Raw genomic sequence first — 22663 nt, 5'->3', positions numbered from 1 at the left:
GGGGCGCTGTCGGGCCGATTTCGTCGACAGCTCGTCGCGCGGCCGGAGCGGACGCGGAGGTACGCCCGAGGGGCATCGGATCTTTTCCGGTTCCGCGGTCCCGCCCCCGCGTGAATCCTGGCTATTTGCTTGTGGTTTGCCCTGGTTCGAGCCTTGCACACTGAAGAATTTCCGTTCGGGCCGCGCGGTATGAATTCTGCTGGTTTCCTTGTCGAGTCAGGATCGACAGTCCGCGAGCGGGGCGAGCTGGAAGCCGGGGACGGCCGTGCATCGAATACCGATACGGCAGCGTAATTTTCGGATGGGCTGGGTGTGGTCGGTCGTCGGCACGGTGATCGCGGTGGTCGGCGTCGCGGTGTGGGCGACGCGGCCCGAAGCGGTCACGTGCGAGCCGGCAACGGATGGCGGCGTGCAGACCCTCCCGACGTGGTCGCCTGCGACCGGAGGCAGTTCCGGTGTGCCCGCGCGACATTGGCCGCCGCTGCCGCCGATGCCGGGTGAAGCGCGGTACTACTCGTCCAAGTCGACAGTCGCGTGCTCGTTCGAGGACCTCCCCGCCGACGGACTCTACGCCGGGCTGTCCACCGCGGAGTTCGGCCGGGCCGACCTGTGCGGCGGCCACCTCGACGTCCGCGGTCCGCACGGAGCGGTACGCGTGCTCGTCGCCGATCGTTGCCCGGGATGCGCTCCGGGGCAGCTGGATCTGAGCATCGCCGCGTTCGACCGGATCGCCGACCGCGCCGACGGCGTCGCGCAGATCAGCTATCGGCTGGTGCGGGATCCCGAGCCCGCCCCCGAACTCGGCTACGCGGTGAAACCGGATTCGACGAGAGGGTGGCTGTCCCTGCTGATCACCGGCACCGGCAACCCGATCCGCCAGGTCGCGCTGCGCGACGAGGCGGGCGAGCAGTGGCGCGAGCTGACGCGCGGCATGGACAACTACTGGACTCTCGTCGGGGCCGGAACGGGACCGTTCATCGCGCGGATCACCGACGCGTACGGGCACGAAGCCGAGATCATCGGGGTGACAATCGATTCCGGCGAACGTCAGACCGGCGTGCGGCTCTACTCGGCCGCCGCCGACCCCGCGCCGATCGTCGTGCCCGTCACCTCGCCGATGCGCGCCCAGAATTCGATCGCCGCCCCGTCGCTCTGCGTTCGCTAGCACGAAGCCCCGCGAACGCCACATCGCCGCGGAATTGTCCGGCCGTTGGCCTGGCCGGGTGAGAGCGAGTGAACTTCGCCGCGATCGCGGCATCGTCTGGGAGATCGGACGTCCAGCCGGTGCCGAGCCGCTCGTTTCTGGCTCGGTGCGACGATGGACGCGCGACGTGGCCGGTCCGGCCGGGGGAGTAGCCGGGAGTGCGCCCGCCGCGGCGAGATCGTGTCAGACTGGTCCGAGCCCCGTCACATCGCGAAGAGGTGATTCGGAGTGAACCGATGATCGCGTGGCGTGTCCGCCGCCCCGGCCCGATCGACGACGGGCCGATCGATCTGGTGCGCGAACCCGCGCCCGAGCCGGGCGCGGGAGAACTGCTGGTGCGCGTGCTCGCCTGCGGGGTGTGTCGCACGGATCTGCATGTGGCCGAGGCCGACCTCCCGGTGCATCGGGTCGGTGTGACGCCCGGCCACGAAGTGGTGGGTGAAGTCGTCGCGCTGGGTCCCGAGGTGACGGCGTCGGCCGGGCGGGCGTTCGCGCCGGGCGACCGGGTCGGCATCGCCTGGCTGCGCCACACCTGCGGAACCTGCCGCTACTGCCTGCGCGGCGCCGAGAACCTCTGCCCGGAGTCGCGCTACACCGGCTGGGACGCCGACGGCGGTTACGCCGAGTTCGCCACCGTCCCCGCCGATTTCGCGCACCACTTGCCCTCCGGGTACCACGACGCCGAGACCGCGCCGCTGCTGTGCGCGGGCATCATCGGCTACCGCGCGCTGCAACGCGCCTCCCTTCCCGAGGGCGGGCGGCTCGGCATCTACGGCTTCGGCGGCAGCGCGCACATCGCGGCACAGGTCGCACTGGCTCGCGGCGCCGAAGTGCACGTCATGACCCGCGATCCGGCCGCTCGCGAGCTGGCCCGCGAGCTCGGCGCCGCCTCGGTGCAGGGCGCCGCGGAACCGCCACCGGCGCCGTTGGATTCGGCGATTCTGTTCGCGCCCGTCGGCGAGCTGGTACTGCCCGCGCTGGAGGCGCTGGACCGCGGCGGCGTGCTCGCGATCGCCGGGATCCACCTGAGCGACATCCCGGCCTTGAACTATCAGCGACACCTGTTCCAGGAGCGGGAAATTCGCTCGGTCACGGCGAACACTCGCGCCGATGCGCGGGAGTTCCTGGCCCTGGCCGAAAAACACCGGATAACCGTGACGACGCAGGGGTACTCCCTGGACAGGGCGGATCGGGCGCTCGCCGACCTGGCGCACGGGCGGTTCACGGGCGCAGCGGTTCTCGTCCCGTAGCGTCCTCGCCGCGCCGGGCAACCCACTCGCACAACGATTGTGCGATGACTCGGTCTCGCTTGGATCGAGTTGCTTGACGCAACTCACTGCCGTTCTTACCTTCGCGGATATAGCCGAGTGATTGTCACTGACAACCGTCACTCGGTGTTCTCACAACGGCGTGAGTGGGTGATCATCATGGCGAACCGGAAGGTAAATCTGTTCCGAAAGAGGCCTCTGGCAAGGGCATTCGCAGTGCTATTGCTCGTAGCGGGGGTCGGAGCGGCGACAAGTCTCGGCACACCGGCGTCAGCCGACGCGTGTGCTGCAGTGGACGTGGTCGTGGCCCGAGGTACCGGGGAACCGGGGTGGTTGGGGAGTGTGGTCGGCGATCCGCTGTACGGCACACTGCTCCAAACGCTTCCGGTCGACTCCACCGCGTATGCGGTGAACTACCCGGCGGACCTGCTCGTTCCATCCTCGGTGAGCGATGGCACGCGGGACATGACCGCGCACATCATGGCCCAGGCGGCGATGTGCCCGGATCAGCGGTTCATTCTGGTCGGTTACTCGCAGGGCGCGGTCGTCACGCACGGCGTGCTCGGCACAGGCATCGTGACCGTGCTGCCCGGCATGTACGTCCTGCCGTACGAGCTGGAATCGAGGATCGCCGCGGTGCTGCTGTTCGGTGATCCGGTCCGCCTGATCGGATGGAACGTGCCGGGGCTGTACGCCTGGCGCACCGCCAACTACTGCACCGGCGGCGACCCGGTGTGCGGCGGCGGTTTCGATCCGGCGGCGCACGGCAACTACGGTTGGGCGATGTGGCCCGCCGCGGACTTCGCGGCCGCCCACGTCTGAGCACCGGCCGGGAAATCCGGGACGTCGGGGCCGGCGGCAACGTCGGCCCCGACACTTGTGTGCACGCTCGCCGCAGTGAATGTTGCTGTCCACGAACCGAATTCGGGTCATTCGGTGACGAAGTCGGCCATCATCGCCATGTCCTCGTGCTCGAGATTGTGGCAGTGCAGCATGAACGGGCCGGGATAGTCGGTGAAGCGCACCGCGACCTCGACCGCCTCCGCGGGACGCAGGTCGACGGTGTCCTTCCAGCCCGCGTCGAATCGGCCGGGTGCGCGGTTGTTGCGCCCGATCACCTGGAACGGATCGAGGTGGACGTGCACCGGGTGGTGGAAATCGGTGAGAAAACGCCAGATCTCGACCGAGCCGAGCTTCGGCCTGGCCAGCGGCTCGCCCGGTGCGTAGAGCCTGCCGTTGACGGCCCAGCCGTGTTCGCGCAGCTGAAAATGGAAGGTGCGCACCGCGACCGCCGCGCTCGGGTCCAGCGCGGCGATCCGGCTCAGCCGCTCGGGGACGGTGCTGTCGTCGCGCCGCGATGACCCGGTGAGGTCGAAGCACATGACCTCGGCGGTGCGTCCGGTCCCGAACTCGTTGCGCATCAGCACCCGCGTTCCCGGACGGTAGAGCGCGAAATCCACGACGAGGTCGACCCGTTCGCCGGGAGAGAGGTCGATCGTGTCGTGGGCGACGGGCCGTTCGAGAAGCCCGCCGTCGCTGCCGATCTGGACGAACCCGCCACCACCCGGCGGTGGCGGATCCAGCGCCAGACGATAGCGGCGGGCGTTGGAACCGTTCAACAGCCGGAACCGATAGCGCAGCGGATCGACCTCGAGGCGCGGCCACGGCGCGCCGTTGACCAGCACGACGTCGCCGAGCACACCGTTCATGTACGCATCGGTGACGCCGGGGGTGTGCAGCGCCGGATCGGCTTGCGGATAGGCGAAGGAACCGTCCTCGGCGAACGAGCGATCGGCGATCATCAGTGGAATGTCGCGGTCGCCGGTGGGCAGCCCGAGCGCGGCCTCCTCGTCGTCGGTGATCAGGTGGAACCCGGCGAGTCCGCGCCAGACCGCCGGACCGGTGAAGCCGTGCCGGTGGTCGTGATACCAGAGTGTCGCCGCGCGTTGGTCGTTCGGATAGTGATAGTCGCGCTCGCCGTGGGAGTTCGTGTACCCGGCCGCAGGTGCGCCGTGGTCGCCGTGGTGCACGCTCGTGGCCGCGGTCGCACCGTGCGGGAGGATGACGTCCATCGGGTAGCCGTCGCTGTCGGCCGGGGTGTGCCCGCCGTGCAGGTGCACGACCACCGGGTGCGGTAATTCGTTGCGGTGGCGCACCACCGACCGACGGCCGGATCGCGCCAGGATGGTCGGACCGGGAAAGCTTCCGCCGTAGGTCCAGGCCGGTGTCCGCAGACCGGGCAGGATCTCCAGATCCGTTTCGCGCTGGACGATTTCGTAGTAGTCCGCTTCCGCGTCGCTGCGCACCGGTGCGAGGACGGCGGGGACGGGCAGCGGCGCCTGGAAGGCCGGTGGCAGGGGCGCCGCGCTCGGCAGCACGCGGCCGGGTTGTCCTGGCGTGAGCAGCAGGCCGCCCCGGACGCCCGCCGCACCCAAGGTCGCCGCGACGCCGAGGCCCGCCCCGGCCGCCAGGAATCCGCGTCGGCTCATCCGGTTCACGCGCGCCACCGCCACGCCCAAGTTGTCAGCAGTGCGGTGCCGATCGACAGCCCCACGGCGAGCGGCACGTGCACGGCGAGGATCCGCTGTTCACCCAGCGGGATGAGCGCACCCGCGATGACCGTCTGCACGACACCGGTCCGGACCGGCCACGACGGGCCGGAACCCAAGCGCCACAACAGGATCGCGGCGACGGTTTGGAGCACCATGCACACCGCCACGACGCCGCCGTTGCGGCCGTGTGCCGCCAGCGCCTCGAAGTGCCCGGACAAGAACTCGCCCGCCAGCAGCGCCTGGCTCAGCACGAGCAGCGCCGCGACGGCGGTGCAGGCTCGAAACAGCGCCAGTGGCCAGAAGCGGGGCGGAGCAAGGGATTCGGTCACGAATTCTCCTACCGGAAGGATGAAGCGGGATCAGCGGGCCTGGCGCACGCCGCGCCGCCAGACCTCCGCGAGCGCGGTTGTCGCCGTGATGTCGGTGGTGGGATCTCCGTCGACCAGCAGCAGGTCGGCGCGCAGCCCCGGCGCGATCCGGCCGCGGTCGGCGAGCCCGAAATGCCGGGCGGGCAGGCTGGTCGCCGCGGCGAGGGCCTGCTCCGGCGTGAGTCCCGCCTCGGTGAGCATGCGCAGTTCGGTGTGCAGGTCGACGCCGTGCGCGGGGACGAACGGCGTGGCGTCGGTACCGGCCAGCAGCGGAACGCCCGCGCGGTGCAGTGCGCGCGCGACCCGGGTGGCGCCGTCGAGTGTTCCGGTCCGTGCGCAGTCCGGTGTCTGCGCCGACGGATCGCCGATCGCGGCGAAGTACACCAGCGTGGAGACGACGAAGACACCCTGCGCGGCGACGCGGTCGACGAGCGCGGTGTCCTCGTCCGTCCACACGTGCGCGAGCCCGTCGACTCCCGCGTCCAGTGCGATGCGCACCTCGGCGGCGGTGACGGCGTGCGCGAGGACGCGCAACCCTGCCGCGTGCGCCGCGGTGACCAGCGCCGCCGCGGTGTCCGCGCCGAGCACGGGAAGCCGCGTGCCGTGCACCGCCCCGTCGTCGACGACGATCTTCAGGTAGTCCACGCCCTCGGCGATGCGGGCGCGCACGAAATCCTCGGCCTGATCCGGGCGCTCGATGGTGTCGAACGGCGCGACATCGAGCGCGTCCATCCCGGGCGCTGTGAGCAGCTGGCTCGGATGTCCGCCTGGCGCGGTCGCGAGGGTGCCCGCGCTGCGGAAGTCGGCGACGTCGTCCCGCTCGGCGGCCAGCGCCCGCTGGGCGGGGAGGTGATTCGGCAGGCAGAACATGTCCAGTTCGGTCGTGACGCCGTGGCGCAGCGCCTCGGCCAGGTCGTCGCCGAACACGTGGGTGTGCGCGTCGATCAATCCCGGCAGCAAGGTCTTTCCCGCGCCGTCGATCTCGACGTCGGCGGTGCCGCCGTCGTAGCCGGCGATGCGGTCGTCGACGATCAGCACGGTGGCGTCGGTGCTGGTCTTCTCCCCGTCGAACAGTCGGACGTCGCGAATTACGGTGCGCATCGGTGCTCTCCTTCGTTCTCGGCGGCAGGGCGCCGCGTACGGACCTCAGGAGTCGCGGGAGAGGCGCGAGTGTGACGTTCGAGTGAGATGGATCACTCGATGGCCGCGCCGCGTCACACCCCGATGCGGCGCGGCCCTCTCATGCTCGAGACGAGCGAGCGTAGACAGGGAGATGTGATGGAACACCGGCCCGCGGGCGCCAGCGCCATGGATACCGATGCCGCGACAGAAGTGTTCGTGCGACACCGCGAGCTGCTGTTCTCGGTGGTCTACACGATGCTCGGCAGCGTCGCCGACACCGAGGACGTGCTACAGGAGACCTGGCTGTCGCTGGCGCCGCGCAATACGGCGCTGTCGGCCGAGGAGATCGCCAACCCGCGCGCCTACCTGGTGCGGGTGGCCGTGAATCAGGCGCTCGCGCGGCGCAACGCGATGATCCGGAGACGGGAAACCTATGTCGGACAATGGCTTCCGGAGCCCGTGGTGCGCGAGACCGAACCCGAGCCCGACGCCGCCGACCGCGTGGTGCGCACCGAGGCGTTCTCGATGGCGCTGCTGGTGCTCCTCGAATCGCTGACCCCGCTGGAGCGCGCGGTGTTCGTGCTGCACGAGGTGTTCGGGTACCCGCACACCGAGATCGCCGAGATCCTCGGGCGCACACCGGCGGCGGTGCGCCAGATCGCGCACCGCGCCCGCGGTCACGCGCAAGCCCGTCGTCCGCGCGGGCACGCCGATCCGAAGGCGCGGCGCCGGGTGACCGAACGGTTCGTCGAAGCGGCGATGGGCGGCGACCTCGAGGACCTGCTCGCCGTCCTCGCCCCCGACGTCACCCTGTGGACCGACGGCGGCGAGCGCGGCCCCGCGACCAGCCTGCGCCCGGTGCACGGAGCGGGCGCGGTGGCGCGGTTGTTCGCCGACGTGGCGCGCGGGCTGCGGCCCGGCTACCGGGTTCGGTACCGGGCCGTCAGCACCGATCCGTGCGCGGTGCTCTTCGACGGCGACGCCCCGCTGGCCGTCGTCGTGCTGGACGTGACCGCCGAGGACACCGTGCGCGGCATCTACTCGGTCACCAATCCGGACAAGCTGACGCACATCCGCTGAGCCGCGGCCCGGTCTACCACTGCAGGCCGGGCACCACCCGCGCGACCTTGGCCGCCGGGTTCGGCAGTGCCATCAGCGGCAGCAGCACCGGCGCGAGAAGGGTGAGCGGGCCGCGCCCCGAGCTGTCCTCCGCGGCACCGGGGGAAACCGGGACCTCGGTCGAGACGCCCTGTGCCGCATGCGATTCGCCGAACATGCGGAAGCCCTGATGCATGATCGTGCGCTTCACCGAAGGCATCAGCAGATCGACCGCCTGGGCGAAGGTGCCGACCGGGGTGTCGATGCGGTGCGGCCGGTCCTCCAGCGCCCGCACCACGATGGCCGCGGCCCGGTCGGGATCCGGCACCGGCAGCGAGCGGTACAGGTCGGTCGGCGCGATCATCGGGGTGCGCACGAGCGGCATCCGCACCGAGGTGAAGGTGATGCCCGCGTCCCGGTTCTCGACGGCGGCGATCTCGCTGAAGTTGTCCAGCGCCGACTTGCTGGCCACGTAGGCGGCGAAGCGCGGGACCTTGGTCTGCACCGCGATGGAGGAGATGTTGACGATGTGACCGAAACGCCGCGCCCGCATCGACGGCAGCAGGCCGAGGATGAGCCGCACCGCGCCGAAGTAGTTCACCGCCATGGTCCGCTCGAAATCGTGCATCCGGTCGGTGGAGTTCGCCACCGCACGGCGGATCGAGCGGCCCGCGTTGTTCACCAGGTAGTCGACGTGGCCGTGGTCGGCGAGCACCGCGCTCACCAGGCCGTCGACGGCCTCGGGGTCGGTGATGTCGCACGGATAGGTATGCGCCGCCCCGCCTTCCGCGCGCACCGACTCGGCCGCGGCGAGCAGGTCGGCGCGGCCGCGCGCCACCATGAGCACGGTGGCGCCGCGCCGTGCCACGGCGTGCGCGGTGGCCAGGCCGATGCCGGAGGAGGCTCCGGTGATGAGCACGATCCGTCCGGACAGCGGGTCGCCGCTGTCGGCCGGGCGGTCCCGGTTCGGATCCAGGTTCGCGCGCCAGTACTGCCACAGCCGCGCGGCGTAGCTCTCGAACGACGGCACCGACAAGCCGCTGCCGCGCAACTGGGCCTGCGTGGAGTCCGAGACGAACTCCGAGGAGAAGGACGTGTGCGGCGCGACCTCCGGGGGAATTCCCAACTGCGCCAACAGGAAATCGCGGACCGCGGGCACGCCGGGCAGCTGCGCGAGACCGTGCAGCGCCAGCCCGCTGCCCGGCACGGGGCCGATGCCTGCGGGTGCGCCCGCCGCCGCGGCGAGTGCGCCGTACACGGCGTCGAACGGCTGCGGCCGCGGGTTCACCAGGTGGAAGGTGCGGCCGTCGAGGCCGGACTTGCGCACCAGCTCCACCATGGCCGCCGCGACGTAGTCGACCGGGACGATGTTGGTGGCGCCCAGGTCGGGCAGCGGCATCGGCAGGTCGGACGGCAGGGCCGCGAGCTTGGCGATGGCGGAGAAGAAGTAGTACGGGCCGTCGATCTTGTCCATCTCGCCGGTGCGGGAGTCGCCGACCACGATCGCCGGTCGATACACCCGCCAGCGCACCCCGCGCGACTCGCGAACCAGCTGTTCAGCGACGAATTTGGTGCGGTGGTACGGGGAGGTCAGGTTCTGGCCGAGGTCGAAATCCTCCTCGAAGAACTTGCCCTTGTGGTCGCCGGCGACCGCGACCGAGGACACGTGGTGCAGCACCGCGTCGAGCTCTCGAGCCAGCGCGATCACCGAGCGGGTGCCCGCCACGTTGGCGGCGTGCGCGGTGTGTTCGTCGGCGGTCATGTCGTAGACCGCGCCCAGATGGATCACGTGATCGGCCTTCGGCGCCTGATCACGCAGGCCGAGCCGCTCGGCGGTGAGATCGCCGACCAGGGCGAAGACGCGTTCGCCGCCGTGCCAGCCCTCGGCCAATTCCGTGAACTTGGCTAACGATTCGGCGCGGACGAGCACGTGGATGATCGCTTCGGGATCGGTATCCAGCAGCCCTTGCACGACCCGTCGACCCAGAAATCCGGTTCCGCCCGTCACGATGTACGAGACCATCGTCCCTCCTGCTGTTCACTCGAACCTGTTGTCGCGCACCATTGATCCGGCATGCGGCGGTGAATGCGGAGTCAACGAATCGGCCCCCGGTGACAGCGGTCGGGCCGAAAGTAGGAACACCTTCGTCCTGACTTATAGGAAACTGTAATCGGTTCAGCGTCGGCGGGGCAAGCTGATCGGCGTCGACCGCCGTGTGGGAATGCTCACCGTCACCCCAGGTCAAACGGTATGTGTTACAGGTCTTTCTAGTTACCCGGTGTGGCGGTTCCTTTCGGGCAACCGTCCGGCTCACTTGGTCAATTGACCAGAATGCTCGCGACGGCGTCGGCTATCCGAGCGCGGAACGCCGCCGGGGCGAATGTGGTGGCGTGCGCGCGAATTTCGGCGGGATCGTAGGCGGCCGGGTCGAAATCCGTCATGGCCGCGGCGAGGGCGGCGGTCACCGCGCCGTCGGGACCCGGTTCGACGTAGCCGCCCGTGACGCCGGGCCGGACGGTGTCCAGCGCGCCGCCGAGTCCGACGGCGAGCACGGGCGCGCCGCAGGCCATCGCCTCGACCGGGATGATGCCGAAATCCTCGATGCCGGGCATGAGCAGCGCGCGGCAACGCCGGTACATGTCCTGCAAGACCTCGTCCGAGACCGGGCCGAGGAAGGTGGTCTCGGGCCCCGCGAGCGTGTCGAGGTGTGCGCGGAAGCGTCCGCCGCCGACGATCACCAGGCGGCAGCCCGCCCGCCGTGCGGCGCGGATCGCCAGGTCGGGCCGCTTGTACGGCACGAGCCTGCCCGCGAAGAGGAAGAAGTCCTCGCGCGCCACCGCGGGATCGGGGGTGAAGCGGTGGATGTCCACCGGCGGATTGATCACCGTGGCGGGCCGCCCCCACCACTCGCGGACGCGGTCGGCGACGGCATGCGAGTTGGCGATGACGTGCGTCAGGCGCGGCGCGGCGCGCGTCTCACACCGGCGGGCCAGCGCGCCGAGAGCCGTGAGAGCGAACCGGCCCGCGGGCCCGCCCGCCTCCTGGGCGCGGAAGCCGGGCTCCCAGGCCCAGCGAGCCGGGCTGTGCACATAGGCGATGGTCGGCGCCTCGGTCGCGAACGCGGCCTGGGTGGCGAAGGCGTGGTGGCTGATGACGACGGCGTCGAACCGTCCGTCGAGCGGCAGGCCGCGCAGTGCGCGCGGCGCCAGCGGCAACAGCGGGGCGTGCGAGCGCCGCCCGGTGGCCGCGTGGACGCGGCTGAGCCAGGTGTCGTGCACGCGGCTCAGCGGCGGACGGATGCCCTCCGGATCGACGATCGGGGCGAAAACCTCGGAGCCGGGCCAGGTTTCGTGCAGCTCGGCGACCACCGCCTCGGAGCCGCCGTATTCGGTGAAGCGTTCGTGGACGATCGCGATGCGCGGTGCGGTGACGGTTCGCGGCGCGGGAGGCTCGGTCACGCGCCCGCCTGCCCGGTGTCGATCCGGCGCGGTTCGGCGTGTTTGCGCAGTGCGGGGGCGACGGGCCTGCCGTGCAGCAGTCCGTCGACGCTGCCCTGCTCGATCGCCTTGCGATAGACGATCGCCGCCTCACGGCAGGCCGAGATCGTCTGCGCCACCTCGTCTTCGGTGTGCGCCGCGGAGGTGACGAAGGACTGGCCCAGTACACCGCGCTCGAGCAGTTCCTGGAGGAACAGCGTGCGGAAGGCCTGCGACGGCTCGCCGTCGGCGTCGCGGGTGGCGAAGATCAGGCACGAGGGCCTGCCGAGCACCTCGAGGTGTTCGGCGATGCCGAGTTCGGCGGCGACGGCGTTCACCCCGTCGGCGAGCAGCCGCCCCGCGTGTTCCATACGGGCGACGGGATCGCCGGTCGCGTACTCGCGCACCACCGCGCGGAAGGCCGCCAGCGACGACGATTCCGGGCCGTGCGTGGTGGAGAGCAGGAACACCCGCTCCCGGTCGGTGCGCAGGCCGCCCAGCTCCATCAGCTCGCGCCTGCCCGCCAGTGCGGAGATGGGAAAACCGTTGCCCATGGCCTTGCCCCAGCAGGACAGGTCGGGCCGCACGCCGTACACCGCCTGCGCGCCGCCCGCCGACCAGCGGAATCCGGTGATCATCTCGTCGAAGACGAGCAGGGTGCGGTGCCGGTCGCAGAGTTCGCGCACGCCTTCCAGGAAGCCGGGGTCCGGTTCGGCGAGGGCGGTGGCCGCCTCCATCACCACCGCGGCGACGGCCTCGGTCTCCAGGACCGCGGCGAGCGAGGGGAGATCGTTGTAGCGGAACCGCATCGTCTCGGCCACCGCGGCGGCGGGAATGCCGCTGGCCATCGGCGTGGTGCCGATGAACCAGTCGTCCACCGAGAAGAACGGCTGGTCGCAGACCGCGATCACGGTGCGCCCCGTGACGGCGCGAGCCAGCCGGACGGCCGCGGTGGTGGCATCGGAGCCGTTCTTGGCGAACTTCACCATGTCGGCGCCCGGGACCAGATCCAGGAAGTCCTGTGCGGCAAGCAGTTCCAGCTCGGTGGGACGGCTGAAGCTGACGCCGTCGGCGATCGCGGCCGCCACCGCGTCCAGCACCGGACGGTAGCCGTGGCCGAGGGTGACCGAGCGCAGGCCCATGCCGTATTCGATGTAGCAGTTGCCGTCGGCGTCCCAGACCCGGCAGCCGCTGCCGCGCACCAGGATCGGCGCCATGGACTCCGGGTACTGGTCGGGGCCGCGTGCGTAGGTGTGCGCGCCGCCCGGCACCAGGTCGTGCAGGCGCGCCTGGAGTTCGTTGCTGCGCGTGAACCCGCGATGTCGCGGGGCCGGTTCCTCAGCCGTGCGGTGCTCCATACCGATCTCCTGGCTTCCCCGTGCGATCGCGCGCACAGTGAAAGTGGTTGCGCGCGAAGGATTCTGCGCACAACTCTACGTCCGGGGCGACGCCGTGTCGTCCGGAACCGTGACCGCCCACAGATCGTGGTCGGCGCGGCGGCCGGTGGCCCCGACGAACCGGCTCATCCTGCCCTCCCGCACCATGCCGATCCGGGCGGCGACGGCCGCTGCGTCGCGGTCCTGCGGTTCGATCGCGGTGGCGATGCGGCACAGCCCCAGCGCGTCGAAGGCGTAGGCGACGAGCAGCCGAGTGGCGGCGGTGCGCACCCGGTCCGTGTCGCCGCCGAGCGCGGGATCGGTCCAGACGAACATGCGCGCGTTGCGATCGAACATGTCCAGATCGAACAGGCGGCACTCGCCCGCGTAGGCGCCGTCCACTTCGATGGCGAGCACCAGGCCCGCCGTCGAACGCAGCCCGGGTCTGGACCGCAGCACCTCGCGGAGCCAGTGCCCCCGGGTGTGCGCGTCCGCCCACGTCGAATGCGGCGCTTCGGCATTCGGGTCCAGTGCCGCCCTGGCCCGCAGCCGGGCCGCACGCCACTGCCGGCCGTCCGCGAGCCGCCGCTTGCGCAGGACGACGCGCGGCTGGTCCCGGTCGCTGAGCGGCGGCACGCGCGGGGCGCGCAGCGGATCCATCAGGTGCAGCACGCGTCCCGCGTAATGCCGTGCCGCGGCGGCGATCACGGTGCCCGTGTCGATGGGTGGGCCGGTGCGCTCGGCGGTCGGCGGCAGGGGCCTCGGCGCCGAACGGTCGGCGCGGTGCCCGCGCACCCAGGCGGCGGCGAAGCCACCCGGCGGGACCATGGCGGCGGTGAGCGCCCACAGTTCGTGATCGCGCCGGGCGCCCCCTGCGTCGAAGTAGCGGGTCATCATGGCCTCGCGCTGGAACCCGAGCCGGACGGCTCCGCTCGCGGTCGCGACGTTGGCGGGTGAGATCGGTGCGGTGATGCGCTGCAATCCGACCGGCCCGAAACCGAAGTCGAGCACCATCGCCACCGCCAGACCGCCGATGCCGTGCCGGGCCACCTCCGAGTCCACCCAGACGCCGAGTTCCGCACTGCCCGTTCCGGTGTCGATCGAGATCAGCTCGACCTGTCCGGCGAAACGGCCGTCCACCTCGATCACCATCGCCACCCGCCGCCCGGCGCGCGACTCCTCGCGTACCGCCAGGCATTCGCGCACCCACAGTCTCGCGGTGTGCCGTTCGTGCCACTCCAGCGGGGAGCTCGACCAGAACGGTTCGATCTGGCTCCGATCGCGCAACCGGATCCGGCGCCACTGCCCGTGATCGGCGATCCGGGGCGGGCGGAGCACCACTGTGGCGCCGTGCAGGACCACCGGACCGAGCCGGATGCGCGACAGCGATGGCTGCTTGTCGGACACGGGATCACTCCTTGGGTCGCTGGCGGCCGAGGGACTTCGTCCGTAGCGCGCCGTCGGTGGCCACCGACAATCGCCAATAGCCGCCCGCGGCGTCCTTGAGCACGACGCCCGCGTCGGGATGGTCGGACAGCCACGCGCCGTTGGAGAGCACCGCCGAGCGGACGGTCCCGTCACTGGTCTGCGCCTGGAAGATGTCGGCGTCGCTGCGGCCTGCCCGGCCGACGAGGGTGCCGTCGAATCGGGGCGTGTGCAGGCTGTCGCGGCTGATCACGGTCCAGCCGTCCGGGAAAAGCCCAGGCTCGAGATCGTCGGAGGCGCTGGAGATCAGGTTCACCGCGGTGCCTTCGGGACAGCCGGTGCGATCCACCCGCACCTCGATGGGATGCCTGTCGAGATCCTTGTCGAACTGCACGTTGGCCAGGTAGGGCTGGCGGCAGTAGGCCAGCTCGAGACAGACCTCACGCGCCGCGACCTTGCAGTTGACCATGCCGAACTGCGCGGGCCCGCCGCGCTCACGCCGCCCGATCGCCAGCGCGGTGGCGGCGCCCTCGAACCAGACATTGGTCAGCCACCAGTCGTTGGCCGCGCCGTCGACATCGATGTGCCGCGCGGTGGTGCGCGGATCGCTGTCGGAGACGAATTCGACGTTGCTGAGCGCGAGTCCGGCGTTGTGATCGTTGCCGGTGCCGAGCACACTCACGTAGTTGCTGGTCAGCTTGGAGGAGGTGACGTAGTTCTGGATGCACGACGTGACGATGCCGAAACCGAAATTGTTGATGTCGCAGTTGACGAAGGAGGTGCCGCCGGTGTTGTCCTCGAGCACCACGCCGCGCTGCTCGAGAAAACGCGGGTGGTTGCCGCTGAGATGGTTGCCGCGGATCACCACCGAGTCGAACGAGCAGCGAAAGCACTCGGACAGCTCGACGGCGGTCGCGCGCGGCCCGGAGACGTAGATGCCCAGCCGCGCGAACCGGACCCGATTGCGTTGGCGCAGCGAGATCAGCGTGGTGTCGGTCTCGCACACGATCAGCGAGACGTCGCCGCCGTCGCCGAGGACGGTGGCGTAGTCCGCCATCGGCGGCCAGGCCGTCACCCGGTAGCGGCCCGCGGGCAGATAGAGGACCAGCGGCATGCCTTGCACCGCGGCCGCGGCGGCGATGGCCGCGGTGTCGTCGGCCACCCCGTCGCCGATCGCGCCGAAATCGCGCACGTTGCGCGCCGCGGGCGCGTCGGTGACGTGCGGGGAACGGAATCCGATGCCGGGCGTCTCAGGATCGGCGCAGGCCGCGACGAGCGGCACCGACACCGCGGCGCCCAGCGACGCGGCAAGTAATCGTCGTCGGCCGAGGCCGTCGTCGGTCATCTCCGCAGCCTTCCCACGAGCCGCTGCAAGCGGTTGCCCGGCCTGCTGTACGCTACCGCGCCGGTGAGCCGCTCGGAGCCGAATGTGGCGAGCGCGCCACGCAATTGGGGTGCCGTGGTCGCGCCGAGTTCGACCACGCCGAGCGTCCGCTCGCACAGCGGCGCCACCGTGATGGCGTCCGCGGCCGCGGCGACCGGGGCGGTCTGCACGACGACGTGCTCGAAATCCGCGCGCAGCTCGGCCAGCACGCCCGCGAACCGTTCGGACGCGAGCAGATCCGCTGTTTGCAGGTCGGTGTCGCCGAGGGGGAGCACGGTGAGGCCCGTCTCCGGCCATCCGGTCAGCGCCTCGGCGGCGGGCGCGCCCCGCAGCACAGCGGCCAGCCCCTGCCCATGTCCGGTCGCGAATCGCTCCGATCCGCCACGGCCGGAGGTGTCGGCGTCGACGAGCACCACCGAGCGTCCGGTGTCGGCGAACGATTTCGCCAGTGCCAGTGCGACTTCCGGTTCGGAACGGGGGGAAAGGCTGGTCACTTGGATGGCGTGCGTGTGCCCTTCGCGCAGCAGCCGGGTGCGCATCCTGCGCGTCTCGTCGGCCGCGCCGGGCCTGCCCTCGTCGATGATGCCGAAGATCGGCACCGGCAGCAGCGCCTCGAGATCGTTGGACGTGCGCAGCGTGCGGTCGGTGCGATCGCGCAGGAACGCGGCGAGCGCGCCGAGCGCGAGCCCGGCCAGCAGACCCAGCGCCAGAACGCGCCCGGACTGCGGTCCGGAGGGTGACGTGGGCAGCTCCGCCCGGTCCACCACCGCGACGCGGGCGGCGGGCGCGGCGTCGCGTTCGATGGTCTCCAATTCGTCGATGAGCCTGCGGAAGTGCGCGACGACGGTGTTGGTGAGATCGCGCGCCCGCTGGGCGTTGCCGTCGCTGACCGAGATGACGATGAGGGTGGTGGCGGGCGGCGAGGTGGCGGTGATCTTGCCGCGCAGTTCGTCGGCGGACATGTCGATGCTCAGATCGTCGATGACCCGTTCCGCCACCGTGACGCTGGTCGCCAGGTCCAGGTACGACCGCACCCGCTGCTGAGCCGCCAACCCGCCCTGATAGGAGTCGTTCACCGAGGTGCCGGTCGCCATCGACACGTACATGCTGCTGGAGGCCGAATAGGTGGTCGGCTGGCCGCGCAGATAGACCGCCGACGCCGCGAGGCACACCAGTGCCACCCCGGCGATGACGAGCCAGCGTCGGCGCGCGATCCGCCAGTATTCGGTCAATCCCATTGCCAGGAACCTCTTTTCCCTACGCTACGACGGGTGAAACGACGACCTGCGGTGGCGCGTGCCGGGTGCGGCGCCGCACCTCGGTGACCACCGCGTGGATGAACCAGGCCAGCACGGCGGCCTGCAGAAACTTGCCGAGGTTCTCCATGCTGCCGAGGATTCCGCGTTCGAACAGCGCGGAGGAGCCGGTGATCGCGAGGCCGAGCACCACGACGGGAAACAGCCGCGAGGACAGCGCCCGCGCCCAGGCGAGCAGCAGCGCGAAGGTGAACAGCGCGCAGACGAGTACGCCCGTGTAGCCGCCGAGCACATAGCCCTCGTTGAGATTTCCCTCGGCCAGCGAGACCGAGACCTTGCTCATGTCGACCGAGGCGCCGCGCACGTCCTGCGCCCACGCGGTGCCGGACTGGAACTTCTGGGTGCCGAGCAGTTGGGCGGGCACGAGACTGAGGACCGCGTTGTTCAGTACCTCGCCCGGCGTCAGCCAGTAGCCGGGACCGTGCAGGTAGGCGTCGGTGGCGGCCTCGAGCAGGTCGAACCGGCGCAGGATGCTCAGAAAGGGACGCATGCCCGTCGGGTAGTCCGAATCGATCAGCGCCGCTTCGGCTTTGGCGAGCTCGGTGGTCTTGAACGATTGCAGCCAGCCGAACCCGCCGATGCCGAGCACACCGATCCCGGCGACGCCGAACGCCTTGGCCCGCGTCCACCCGGAGAGGGCGAAGCGGATCGCGACGGCCATCGCCGCGCCCATGATCGGCGTCTTCGATTCCACCACCGCGGTCCAGGCCAGCTCCCCGGCCAGCAGCGCGCCGACGACGAGGGCGGCGGTCTCGGGTCGCGCCGGGCGCGCGAAGACGATGAGACCGAGCGACGCCACCGTGGCGAGGATCGAGACGAAACTCAGGATCGGGTTGGCGCTGGTGACATCGCCTGCGTTGCCGACCGCGCCGGTGGCCACCGCGGCGGCGCGACCGAGCAGGCCGAGCGCGTACATGGTGACCAGCGTGGGTATCAGATCCGGGTCGCCTGCCAAGGCGGGCGCGGCAGGCGGACGGTTGCGGGCCCACACCGCGTAGGCCACCACCAGCGCGGCGTACACCCACAGTCCGAACACGACGTGGTCGAGAACGAGAGCGATGCCGCGGTCGTAGCCGAGCTCGGCCAGTCGCGGGTCGGGCACGTTGTCGCCGTAGTGCGGTTGCGGCCGCACCGCGAGCAACACCAGCGGCCGCGCGATGTAGGACAGCGACCAGAACGCCGCCTGGGCGATCACGAAAACCCGCACCACACCGGGAATCCACGCGGCCGCGACGACCAGGGTGAGCAGCGCCCCCGCGACGGCGGCGAGTTCGGCGACCGGATTCATGCCCGAGCCTCGCTGGCGCTCGGCTCCGGCATGCCTCCGGCGGGCTGGCACATTGTTCGCTCGCTGCGCTCGCTCATACCTGAGCCTCCAGCGCGGCGAGGATCTCCCGCGCCCGGTCGACGTAGCGGTGGCCGCCTTCGACGATCCTGCGGTGCCCGGCGTCGGCGACGGCGGCGGCCCGCTCCGGGTTGGCCGCGCACCAGTCGAGGATCTCGTGCAGTTCGGCGGTGTCGGTGAACAGGAAGCACTCGGCCGTGTCGCGCAGCAGTTCGGCGTGCTCGTCGGTGCGCTCGCCGACGAAGAGCCCGCCCGCCGCGGGCACTTCGAAGGTGCGGCAGGTGTGGGTGTCGCGGTTGTCGGAGTTGAGCAGCACCAGGTTGGCGGTGACCGTGGCGATCACCGCCGAATAGTGTTGCCCGTATACCGGTCCCGCCACCACCGCCCCCGTCGACCGCAATTCGGGCACTCGTCGCCAGCCCGGTCCGCGAATCAACATGCGCTCGCCGTACTTTCGCGCCAATGCGACGAGGTCGGCGCGGCGGTCCGGACGGCACACGCCGACGAAACCGGCCAGGAATTCACGTCGGCCGCGCCGCGCCGCGCGGTGATGCCAGGCCGGGTCGTAGGCGCTGCGCACGAAAGCGACCGCGCGGGCGCCGCGCTCGTGCAGCTCGGCGACGTTGTGCCGCTTGGTGGTCACCACCAGATCCCAGTCCGGTTCGTGCGCCAGGTAATCGGGGGTGATGTTCTCCGGATTGGCGACGTCGTCGGGGCTGTAGTGCACGCGGCGGGCCGCGGGTGTGGCCAGCAGCCGCCGCTGGTCCAGGTGCACCGACTTGAACGCGAACAGCAGATCCGGGCGGAAAGCCGCTGCCGCGCTGTCGATCTCGGTGTGCAGCCGCTCGACGGCCCAGGGCGCGCGCCGCCGCGCCGCCTTGGCGTAGAGCCACGGCGGGGACAGCCGCGCGGGCAGCGTCACGGGCGTGGAGTCGACGACGAGCACCTCGTGCCCGGCTTGGCGGAAGCCGTCGGCCAGTGAGCGGGCATTGCTGCCGATCCAATCGTCGCCGACATAGAGGATCCTCAAGCGCCGCCCTCCTCGCGCATCATCACCACGGCCGGATCGGAGCTCGCCGCCGGGGTTCGCTCGCGCACGATCAGCCTGCGCACGCGCGCGAGATACCAGGCGGCAACGGTGCATTCGACGACCACCGAGCCGTACACCAGCGTCCACACCGAGTGTGTGCGGAACGCGATGGCCAGCGCCGCGGCGGCCACACAGGTGCCGAGCACCGCGCCGATCAGCACGCCGGTGGTGTCCTGCCGCACCGGAAGCACTGCGGTGGTGACGAACGAGGTGACCGTGGTGGCGGGCAATATCAGCACCTCGACGCGCAACAGCCCGATGGCTCCGGTGAACTTGTCGCCGAACACGAGGTGGACGAGCACGGGCGCGGCCAGCCACACCGCCGCGGCCGCCACCGTCGCCACGCACACTGCCGCCGCGAGCGCTTGCAGCGCGTGCCGCCAGAAGCGGTGGTCGGCGCTGCGGCGGGCCATGCGCGGCAGCAGCGCGAAGCCGATGGGGTCGAGCATCGATTGGATCGCCCGCACCAGCCGATCGCCCGCGGAGTACAGCCCGAGCGCCGCCGCGTCGAGCACCGCGGCGTAGACCGCCGGCGCGCCCTGACCGTACGACGTGATCAGCAACCGCGAGGTGAGTACCGGTGCGCCGGTGCGCAGTACGGACCGCACCAGTCGCGGCCGCGCGGGCCTGCCGTAGGTGCGCAGCGCGTCCCACCAGGTCAGCGTCACGGTCGGTACCGAGGACACGAGCAGGCAGAGCAGCGCGACGTACGCGTGCGGCAGCCGGGGCAGCAGCACCACGAGCAGAATCAGATACCCGATCCGGCCCACCGCCTGATACGCGGTCGAGGTGCCGAACCGGCCCTGCCCGATCAGCAGCCAGTCCTCCGATGTCGACGAGAATCCGCCGGCGACAAGGCCGAGCAGGATCATGTCCGCCTGTTCCGGAACGCCGACCGCCAGGCCGGCGGCCAGCACGGCGCCGAGCACCGCGAGGCCGGTGGCGCGGATGGCGAGGTAGTCGCCGCGCAGCTGGTTGACGTAGCCGCGCCGGTCCTCGCGGTCTTCGGCGGTGTCGTGCACCCGCGCGGCGAGAAACGACGTGATGCCGAGGTCCACCAGCAGCGAGCCGAGGTAATAGGCGGCCATGCCGATCGCGAGCAGGCCGAGTCCGTGCGTGCCGAGTACGCGCGCGATGAGCGGCACCGTCACCACCGTGATGACGTACTGGCCGTACTTGCCGAAGCTGACGTACCCGATATCGCGCAGCACCGCGAGCAACCCCTGCGAGCGGTGCGCGCCGCCGCCGGACGGCCCGCGCGCCTCGTCGTCCCTGCGATGCGCGCCGCCCGCACCCGCGTGGTCCGCGGCATACCGCGCCTCAGACATGGGCGGCGCCCCGGCGCTGGACGATCCGGCCGAGGAAGGCGGCGACGGATCGGGCGGTGACGGCGACGTCGAAATCCGCGGCGCGCCCGCGCCCCGCCGCGGCCAGGCGCGTGCGCAGGTCCGGATCGCCGATGAGGGTGTCGAGCGCGGCGGTGAGCGCCGATTCGTCCCCGCCGGGCACCAGCAGACCGTCGGCGCCCGTGCGCACGATCTCTTCGGGACCGCCGGGGCCGGAGGCGATCACGGCGCAGCCCGCGTGCATGCCTTCGACGACGACCTGACCGAACGGTTCGGGCAGCACCGAGCAGTGCACCAGGATGTCGGCGTCGCACAGGTACGGGCTCGGGTCGTCGACGTGACCGGTGCGGGTCACGGGGAGCGCGAGATCCGCTGCGAGCCGGTCCAATTCGGTGGCGAAGGGTTCCTCGTCGAAGAAGGCGCCGCCGATCAGCAGCACCCGGCGCGGCCGGATCCTCGTCGCGGCCACCGCGCGCAACAGCACGTCCTGTCCCTTCCACGGGGCGAGCCGCCCCAATACGGCGACCACCGTCTCGGCGGGGTCGCGCTGGGCGGCGCGGTCCGGTGCGGCACCGAGTTCGACTCCGGGATAGGCGACTTCGGCCGGGCGCCGGCCGGTGCGCAGCGTGGCCAGCGTGGTTCGGCTGTTGGCCAGAAAGCCCTGTGCCACAGCCCGCCCGAGCAGGCCGACGACGAGCGCGGGCAGCCGCCCGAAGTAGTCGGCCGCGATCCGGTCGTGCACCTGCCAGACCAGGGGTATGCCCGCGCGCCGGGCCGCCACCGCGCCCATCGCCAGCGCCTTGGTGCTCTCGGCGACCAGCACGTCGGCCTGCCCGATCGCCGGGTGCGCGCCGAGGGTCCAGCCCAGGCGCAGCAGCGCGAGCGCGCCCGCCAGCAGCCGCAGCGGCCCGGACCCGATCGTCATGGCGCGGCTGTCGAACGCGCCGCGGACCACGCGCGCGTCGACGTCGCGCGCCCGCGTCCGCTCGACCATCGGACCGTCCTCCGTGTAGATCACGGCGACCTCGACGAGCCGCTCGGCGCGCAGCGCGGACACCAGTCGCAGGGTGGCCAGTTCGGCGCCGGAGGGAACCGCCGTGTGCGCGAGGAACACCGCCCGGATCGTCATGTGATCGTCCGGTACATCGCCACGTGGCGCTGCGCGGTGACGTCCCACGAGAAGGTTTCCGCATGCGCACGGCAGCGCTCGGGGGTCGGCACCGCGCCGTGCAGCGCGGCGGTGATGCGCGCGCCCAGCTCGTCGGCCGCGCCGGCCGGGACGATCAGCGAAGGATCGAGCCCGCGAACCGAATCCGGAAGCCCGCCGCAGTCGGTGACGATCGGCGCCCGGCCCGCGGCGAGGGACTCCAGCGCGATCAGTCCGAAACCCTCGAGCGCGGTGGTCGGCACGACCGTGAGCGCGGCCTGTTCGTACAGTTCGGCGAGCCGCTCGTCGGCCACGTGCCCGGCGAACACGATGGAGTCGCCGAGGCCCGCCCCGGCGGCCATGGTGCGCAATTCCCTTTCCGCCGTGCCGGTTCCGACGATCACCAGGCGCGCGTCCGGACGCTCGGCCACCACACCGGGCCAGCAGCGCAGCAGCGTATCGATGCCCATGCGGCGTTCCAGCCTGCGCACGCACAGGACGGTGCGGGTCGGCGCGTCCGCGGGCGGCGGGGCGGCACGGAAACGGGACAGGTCGACCCCCGGCGGGATCACCGCGATCCGCTCCTCGGGTATCCGGTAGTCCGCGCCGAGCACCTCGCGAAAATGGTTGGACAGCACCACGAATCGGTCCGCGCCCGCGTAACGCAGTCGTTCGATCAGGTACTTCGCCTTGGCCGCGAGCTCACGCTGCCCGGTGAGCCTGCTCTCCGCCGCCCAAGGGCCGTGGAAATGCACCACCAGCGGCAGCCGCCCCTTCCCGCCGATCGCGGCGGGCCCGTAGAGGCAGAAGTGACGATCCAGCACGGCGGCGCGACGCAGCGCTGCTCGATCCAGGAACGCGACGCGGGCCCGCCGGGCGGTGGAGCCCCCTGTCGCGCCCCAGGATCGGGCTCCGGGCGGATCGTCGTCACCGGTCGCGCCCCAGGCCGCCGCCGACACCGCGACCTCCGGTCTGCGGGCGAGCGCGTGGAACAGCTCGGTGAAGTATCGGTTGAGTCCACCCGGCTCCGCGGTGAACCATTCGGACCCGGTCATGTGCACACGCAGTGACCCCGTCCCTGCCGTCACACGGCCCCCTACTCCCTGCACCGGTCGCGCGCATCGCCCGGCCGAACTCGCTTCCCG

At 71.2% G+C, this 22663-nt stretch carries 18 protein-coding genes; 4 read left to right on the top strand and 14 right to left on the bottom strand.

What is annotated here, in order from left to right:
• Positions 1-301: 301 nt before the first annotated feature.
• The 3 genes from AC3ERS_RS24545 (at position 302) to AC3ERS_RS24535 (ending at position 3294) form a co-directional block, all read left to right on the top strand.
• Entirely contained in the window at positions 302-1165 is an 864-nt protein-coding gene (locus AC3ERS_RS24545) for an expansin EXLX1 family cellulose-binding protein (protein WP_431970424.1), read from the top strand.
• Between the two features lie 275 nt (positions 1166-1440).
• Entirely contained in the window at positions 1441-2454 is a 1014-nt protein-coding gene (locus AC3ERS_RS24540) for a zinc-binding alcohol dehydrogenase family protein (RefSeq protein ID WP_431970422.1), read from the top strand.
• 234 nt (positions 2455-2688) lie between these two features.
• Positions 2689-3294, top strand: coding sequence for a cutinase family protein (locus AC3ERS_RS24535; protein WP_431970421.1), 606 nt, complete (start codon positions 2689-2691; stop codon positions 3292-3294).
• A 107-nt stretch (positions 3295-3401) separates the two neighbouring features.
• Here the strand turns inward: AC3ERS_RS24535 and AC3ERS_RS24530 are convergent, their stop codons facing one another.
• The 3 genes from AC3ERS_RS24530 to AC3ERS_RS24520 are packed head-to-tail and all read right to left on the bottom strand — an operon-like array spanning position 3402 to position 6493.
• The gene (locus tag AC3ERS_RS24530; RefSeq protein ID WP_431970420.1) at positions 3402-4985 is read right to left on the bottom strand and encodes a multicopper oxidase family protein; all 1584 of its coding nucleotides are present in this window, start codon (positions 4983-4985) and stop codon (positions 3402-3404) included.
• On the bottom strand, positions 4967-5353 hold the full coding sequence (locus AC3ERS_RS24525; protein ID WP_431970419.1) for a hypothetical protein: 387 nt from the start codon (positions 5351-5353) through the stop codon (positions 4967-4969). The genes AC3ERS_RS24530 and AC3ERS_RS24525 overlap by 19 nt, the downstream gene beginning before the upstream one ends.
• Positions 5354-5383: 30 nt before the next feature.
• Entirely contained in the window at positions 5384-6493 is a 1110-nt protein-coding gene (locus tag AC3ERS_RS24520) for an amidohydrolase family protein (protein ID WP_431970418.1), read from the bottom strand.
• Between the two features lie 177 nt (positions 6494-6670).
• Between AC3ERS_RS24520 and sigJ the strand changes: the two genes are divergently transcribed.
• Entirely contained in the window at positions 6671-7594 is a 924-nt protein-coding gene (gene sigJ / locus AC3ERS_RS24515) for an RNA polymerase sigma factor SigJ (RefSeq protein ID WP_431970417.1), read from the top strand.
• A gap of 13 nt (positions 7595-7607) precedes the next feature.
• Here sigJ and AC3ERS_RS24510 read toward each other — a convergent pair whose 3' ends face one another.
• The 11 genes from AC3ERS_RS24510 to AC3ERS_RS24460 form a co-directional block, all read right to left on the bottom strand.
• Positions 7608-9635, bottom strand: coding sequence for an SDR family oxidoreductase (locus tag AC3ERS_RS24510; RefSeq protein WP_431970416.1), 2028 nt, complete (start codon positions 9633-9635; stop codon positions 7608-7610).
• A gap of 296 nt (positions 9636-9931) precedes the next feature.
• Positions 9932-11071: a glycosyltransferase gene (locus AC3ERS_RS24505; RefSeq protein ID WP_431970415.1), complete on the bottom strand. Its 1140-nt coding sequence runs from the start codon at positions 11069-11071 to the stop codon at positions 9932-9934.
• Complete coding sequence (locus tag AC3ERS_RS24500) at positions 11068-12447, bottom strand: glutamate-1-semialdehyde 2,1-aminomutase (RefSeq protein WP_431970414.1); 1380 nt, start codon at positions 12445-12447, stop codon at positions 11068-11070. Before AC3ERS_RS24500 ends, AC3ERS_RS24505 begins: the two co-directional genes overlap by 4 nt.
• Before the next feature lie 75 nt (positions 12448-12522).
• A complete protein-coding gene (locus tag AC3ERS_RS24495) occupies positions 12523-13872 on the bottom strand; it encodes a GNAT family N-acetyltransferase (protein ID WP_431970413.1) in 1350 nt (449 codons plus the stop codon).
• A 4-nt stretch (positions 13873-13876) separates the two neighbouring features.
• On the bottom strand, positions 13877-15235 hold the full coding sequence (locus AC3ERS_RS24490) for a glycosyl hydrolase family 28-related protein (RefSeq protein ID WP_431970412.1): 1359 nt from the start codon (positions 15233-15235) through the stop codon (positions 13877-13879).
• Positions 15232-16512 carry a Wzz/FepE/Etk N-terminal domain-containing protein gene (locus AC3ERS_RS24485; RefSeq protein ID WP_431970411.1) on the bottom strand — a complete coding sequence of 427 codons (1281 nt, stop codon included), beginning with the start codon at positions 16510-16512 and terminating at the stop codon, positions 15232-15234. Before AC3ERS_RS24485 ends, AC3ERS_RS24490 begins: the two co-directional genes overlap by 4 nt.
• Before the next feature lie 19 nt (positions 16513-16531).
• Positions 16532-17878: a hypothetical protein gene (locus AC3ERS_RS24480; protein ID WP_431970410.1), complete on the bottom strand. Its 1347-nt coding sequence runs from the start codon at positions 17876-17878 to the stop codon at positions 16532-16534.
• A 73-nt stretch (positions 17879-17951) separates the two neighbouring features.
• Complete coding sequence (locus AC3ERS_RS24475) at positions 17952-18965, bottom strand: CgeB family protein (protein ID WP_431970409.1); 1014 nt, start codon at positions 18963-18965, stop codon at positions 17952-17954.
• Positions 18962-20353 (bottom strand): lipopolysaccharide biosynthesis protein, encoded by a 1392-nt coding sequence (locus AC3ERS_RS24470; RefSeq protein ID WP_431970408.1) that lies wholly within the window; start codon positions 20351-20353, stop codon positions 18962-18964. The genes AC3ERS_RS24475 and AC3ERS_RS24470 overlap by 4 nt, the downstream gene beginning before the upstream one ends.
• Positions 20346-21500: a glycosyltransferase family 4 protein gene (locus AC3ERS_RS24465; protein ID WP_431970407.1), complete on the bottom strand. Its 1155-nt coding sequence runs from the start codon at positions 21498-21500 to the stop codon at positions 20346-20348. The genes AC3ERS_RS24470 and AC3ERS_RS24465 overlap by 8 nt, the downstream gene beginning before the upstream one ends.
• Entirely contained in the window at positions 21497-22573 is a 1077-nt protein-coding gene (locus AC3ERS_RS24460; RefSeq protein WP_431970406.1) for a glycosyltransferase family 4 protein, read from the bottom strand. The genes AC3ERS_RS24465 and AC3ERS_RS24460 overlap by 4 nt, the downstream gene beginning before the upstream one ends.
• Positions 22574-22663: the final 90 nt, after the last annotated feature.

It is taken from the genome of Nocardia sp. bgisy134 (assembly GCF_057708325.1).
Note: the sequence above shows the minus strand (reverse complement) of the source record. Positions and strands in the feature narration are given on the sequence as shown.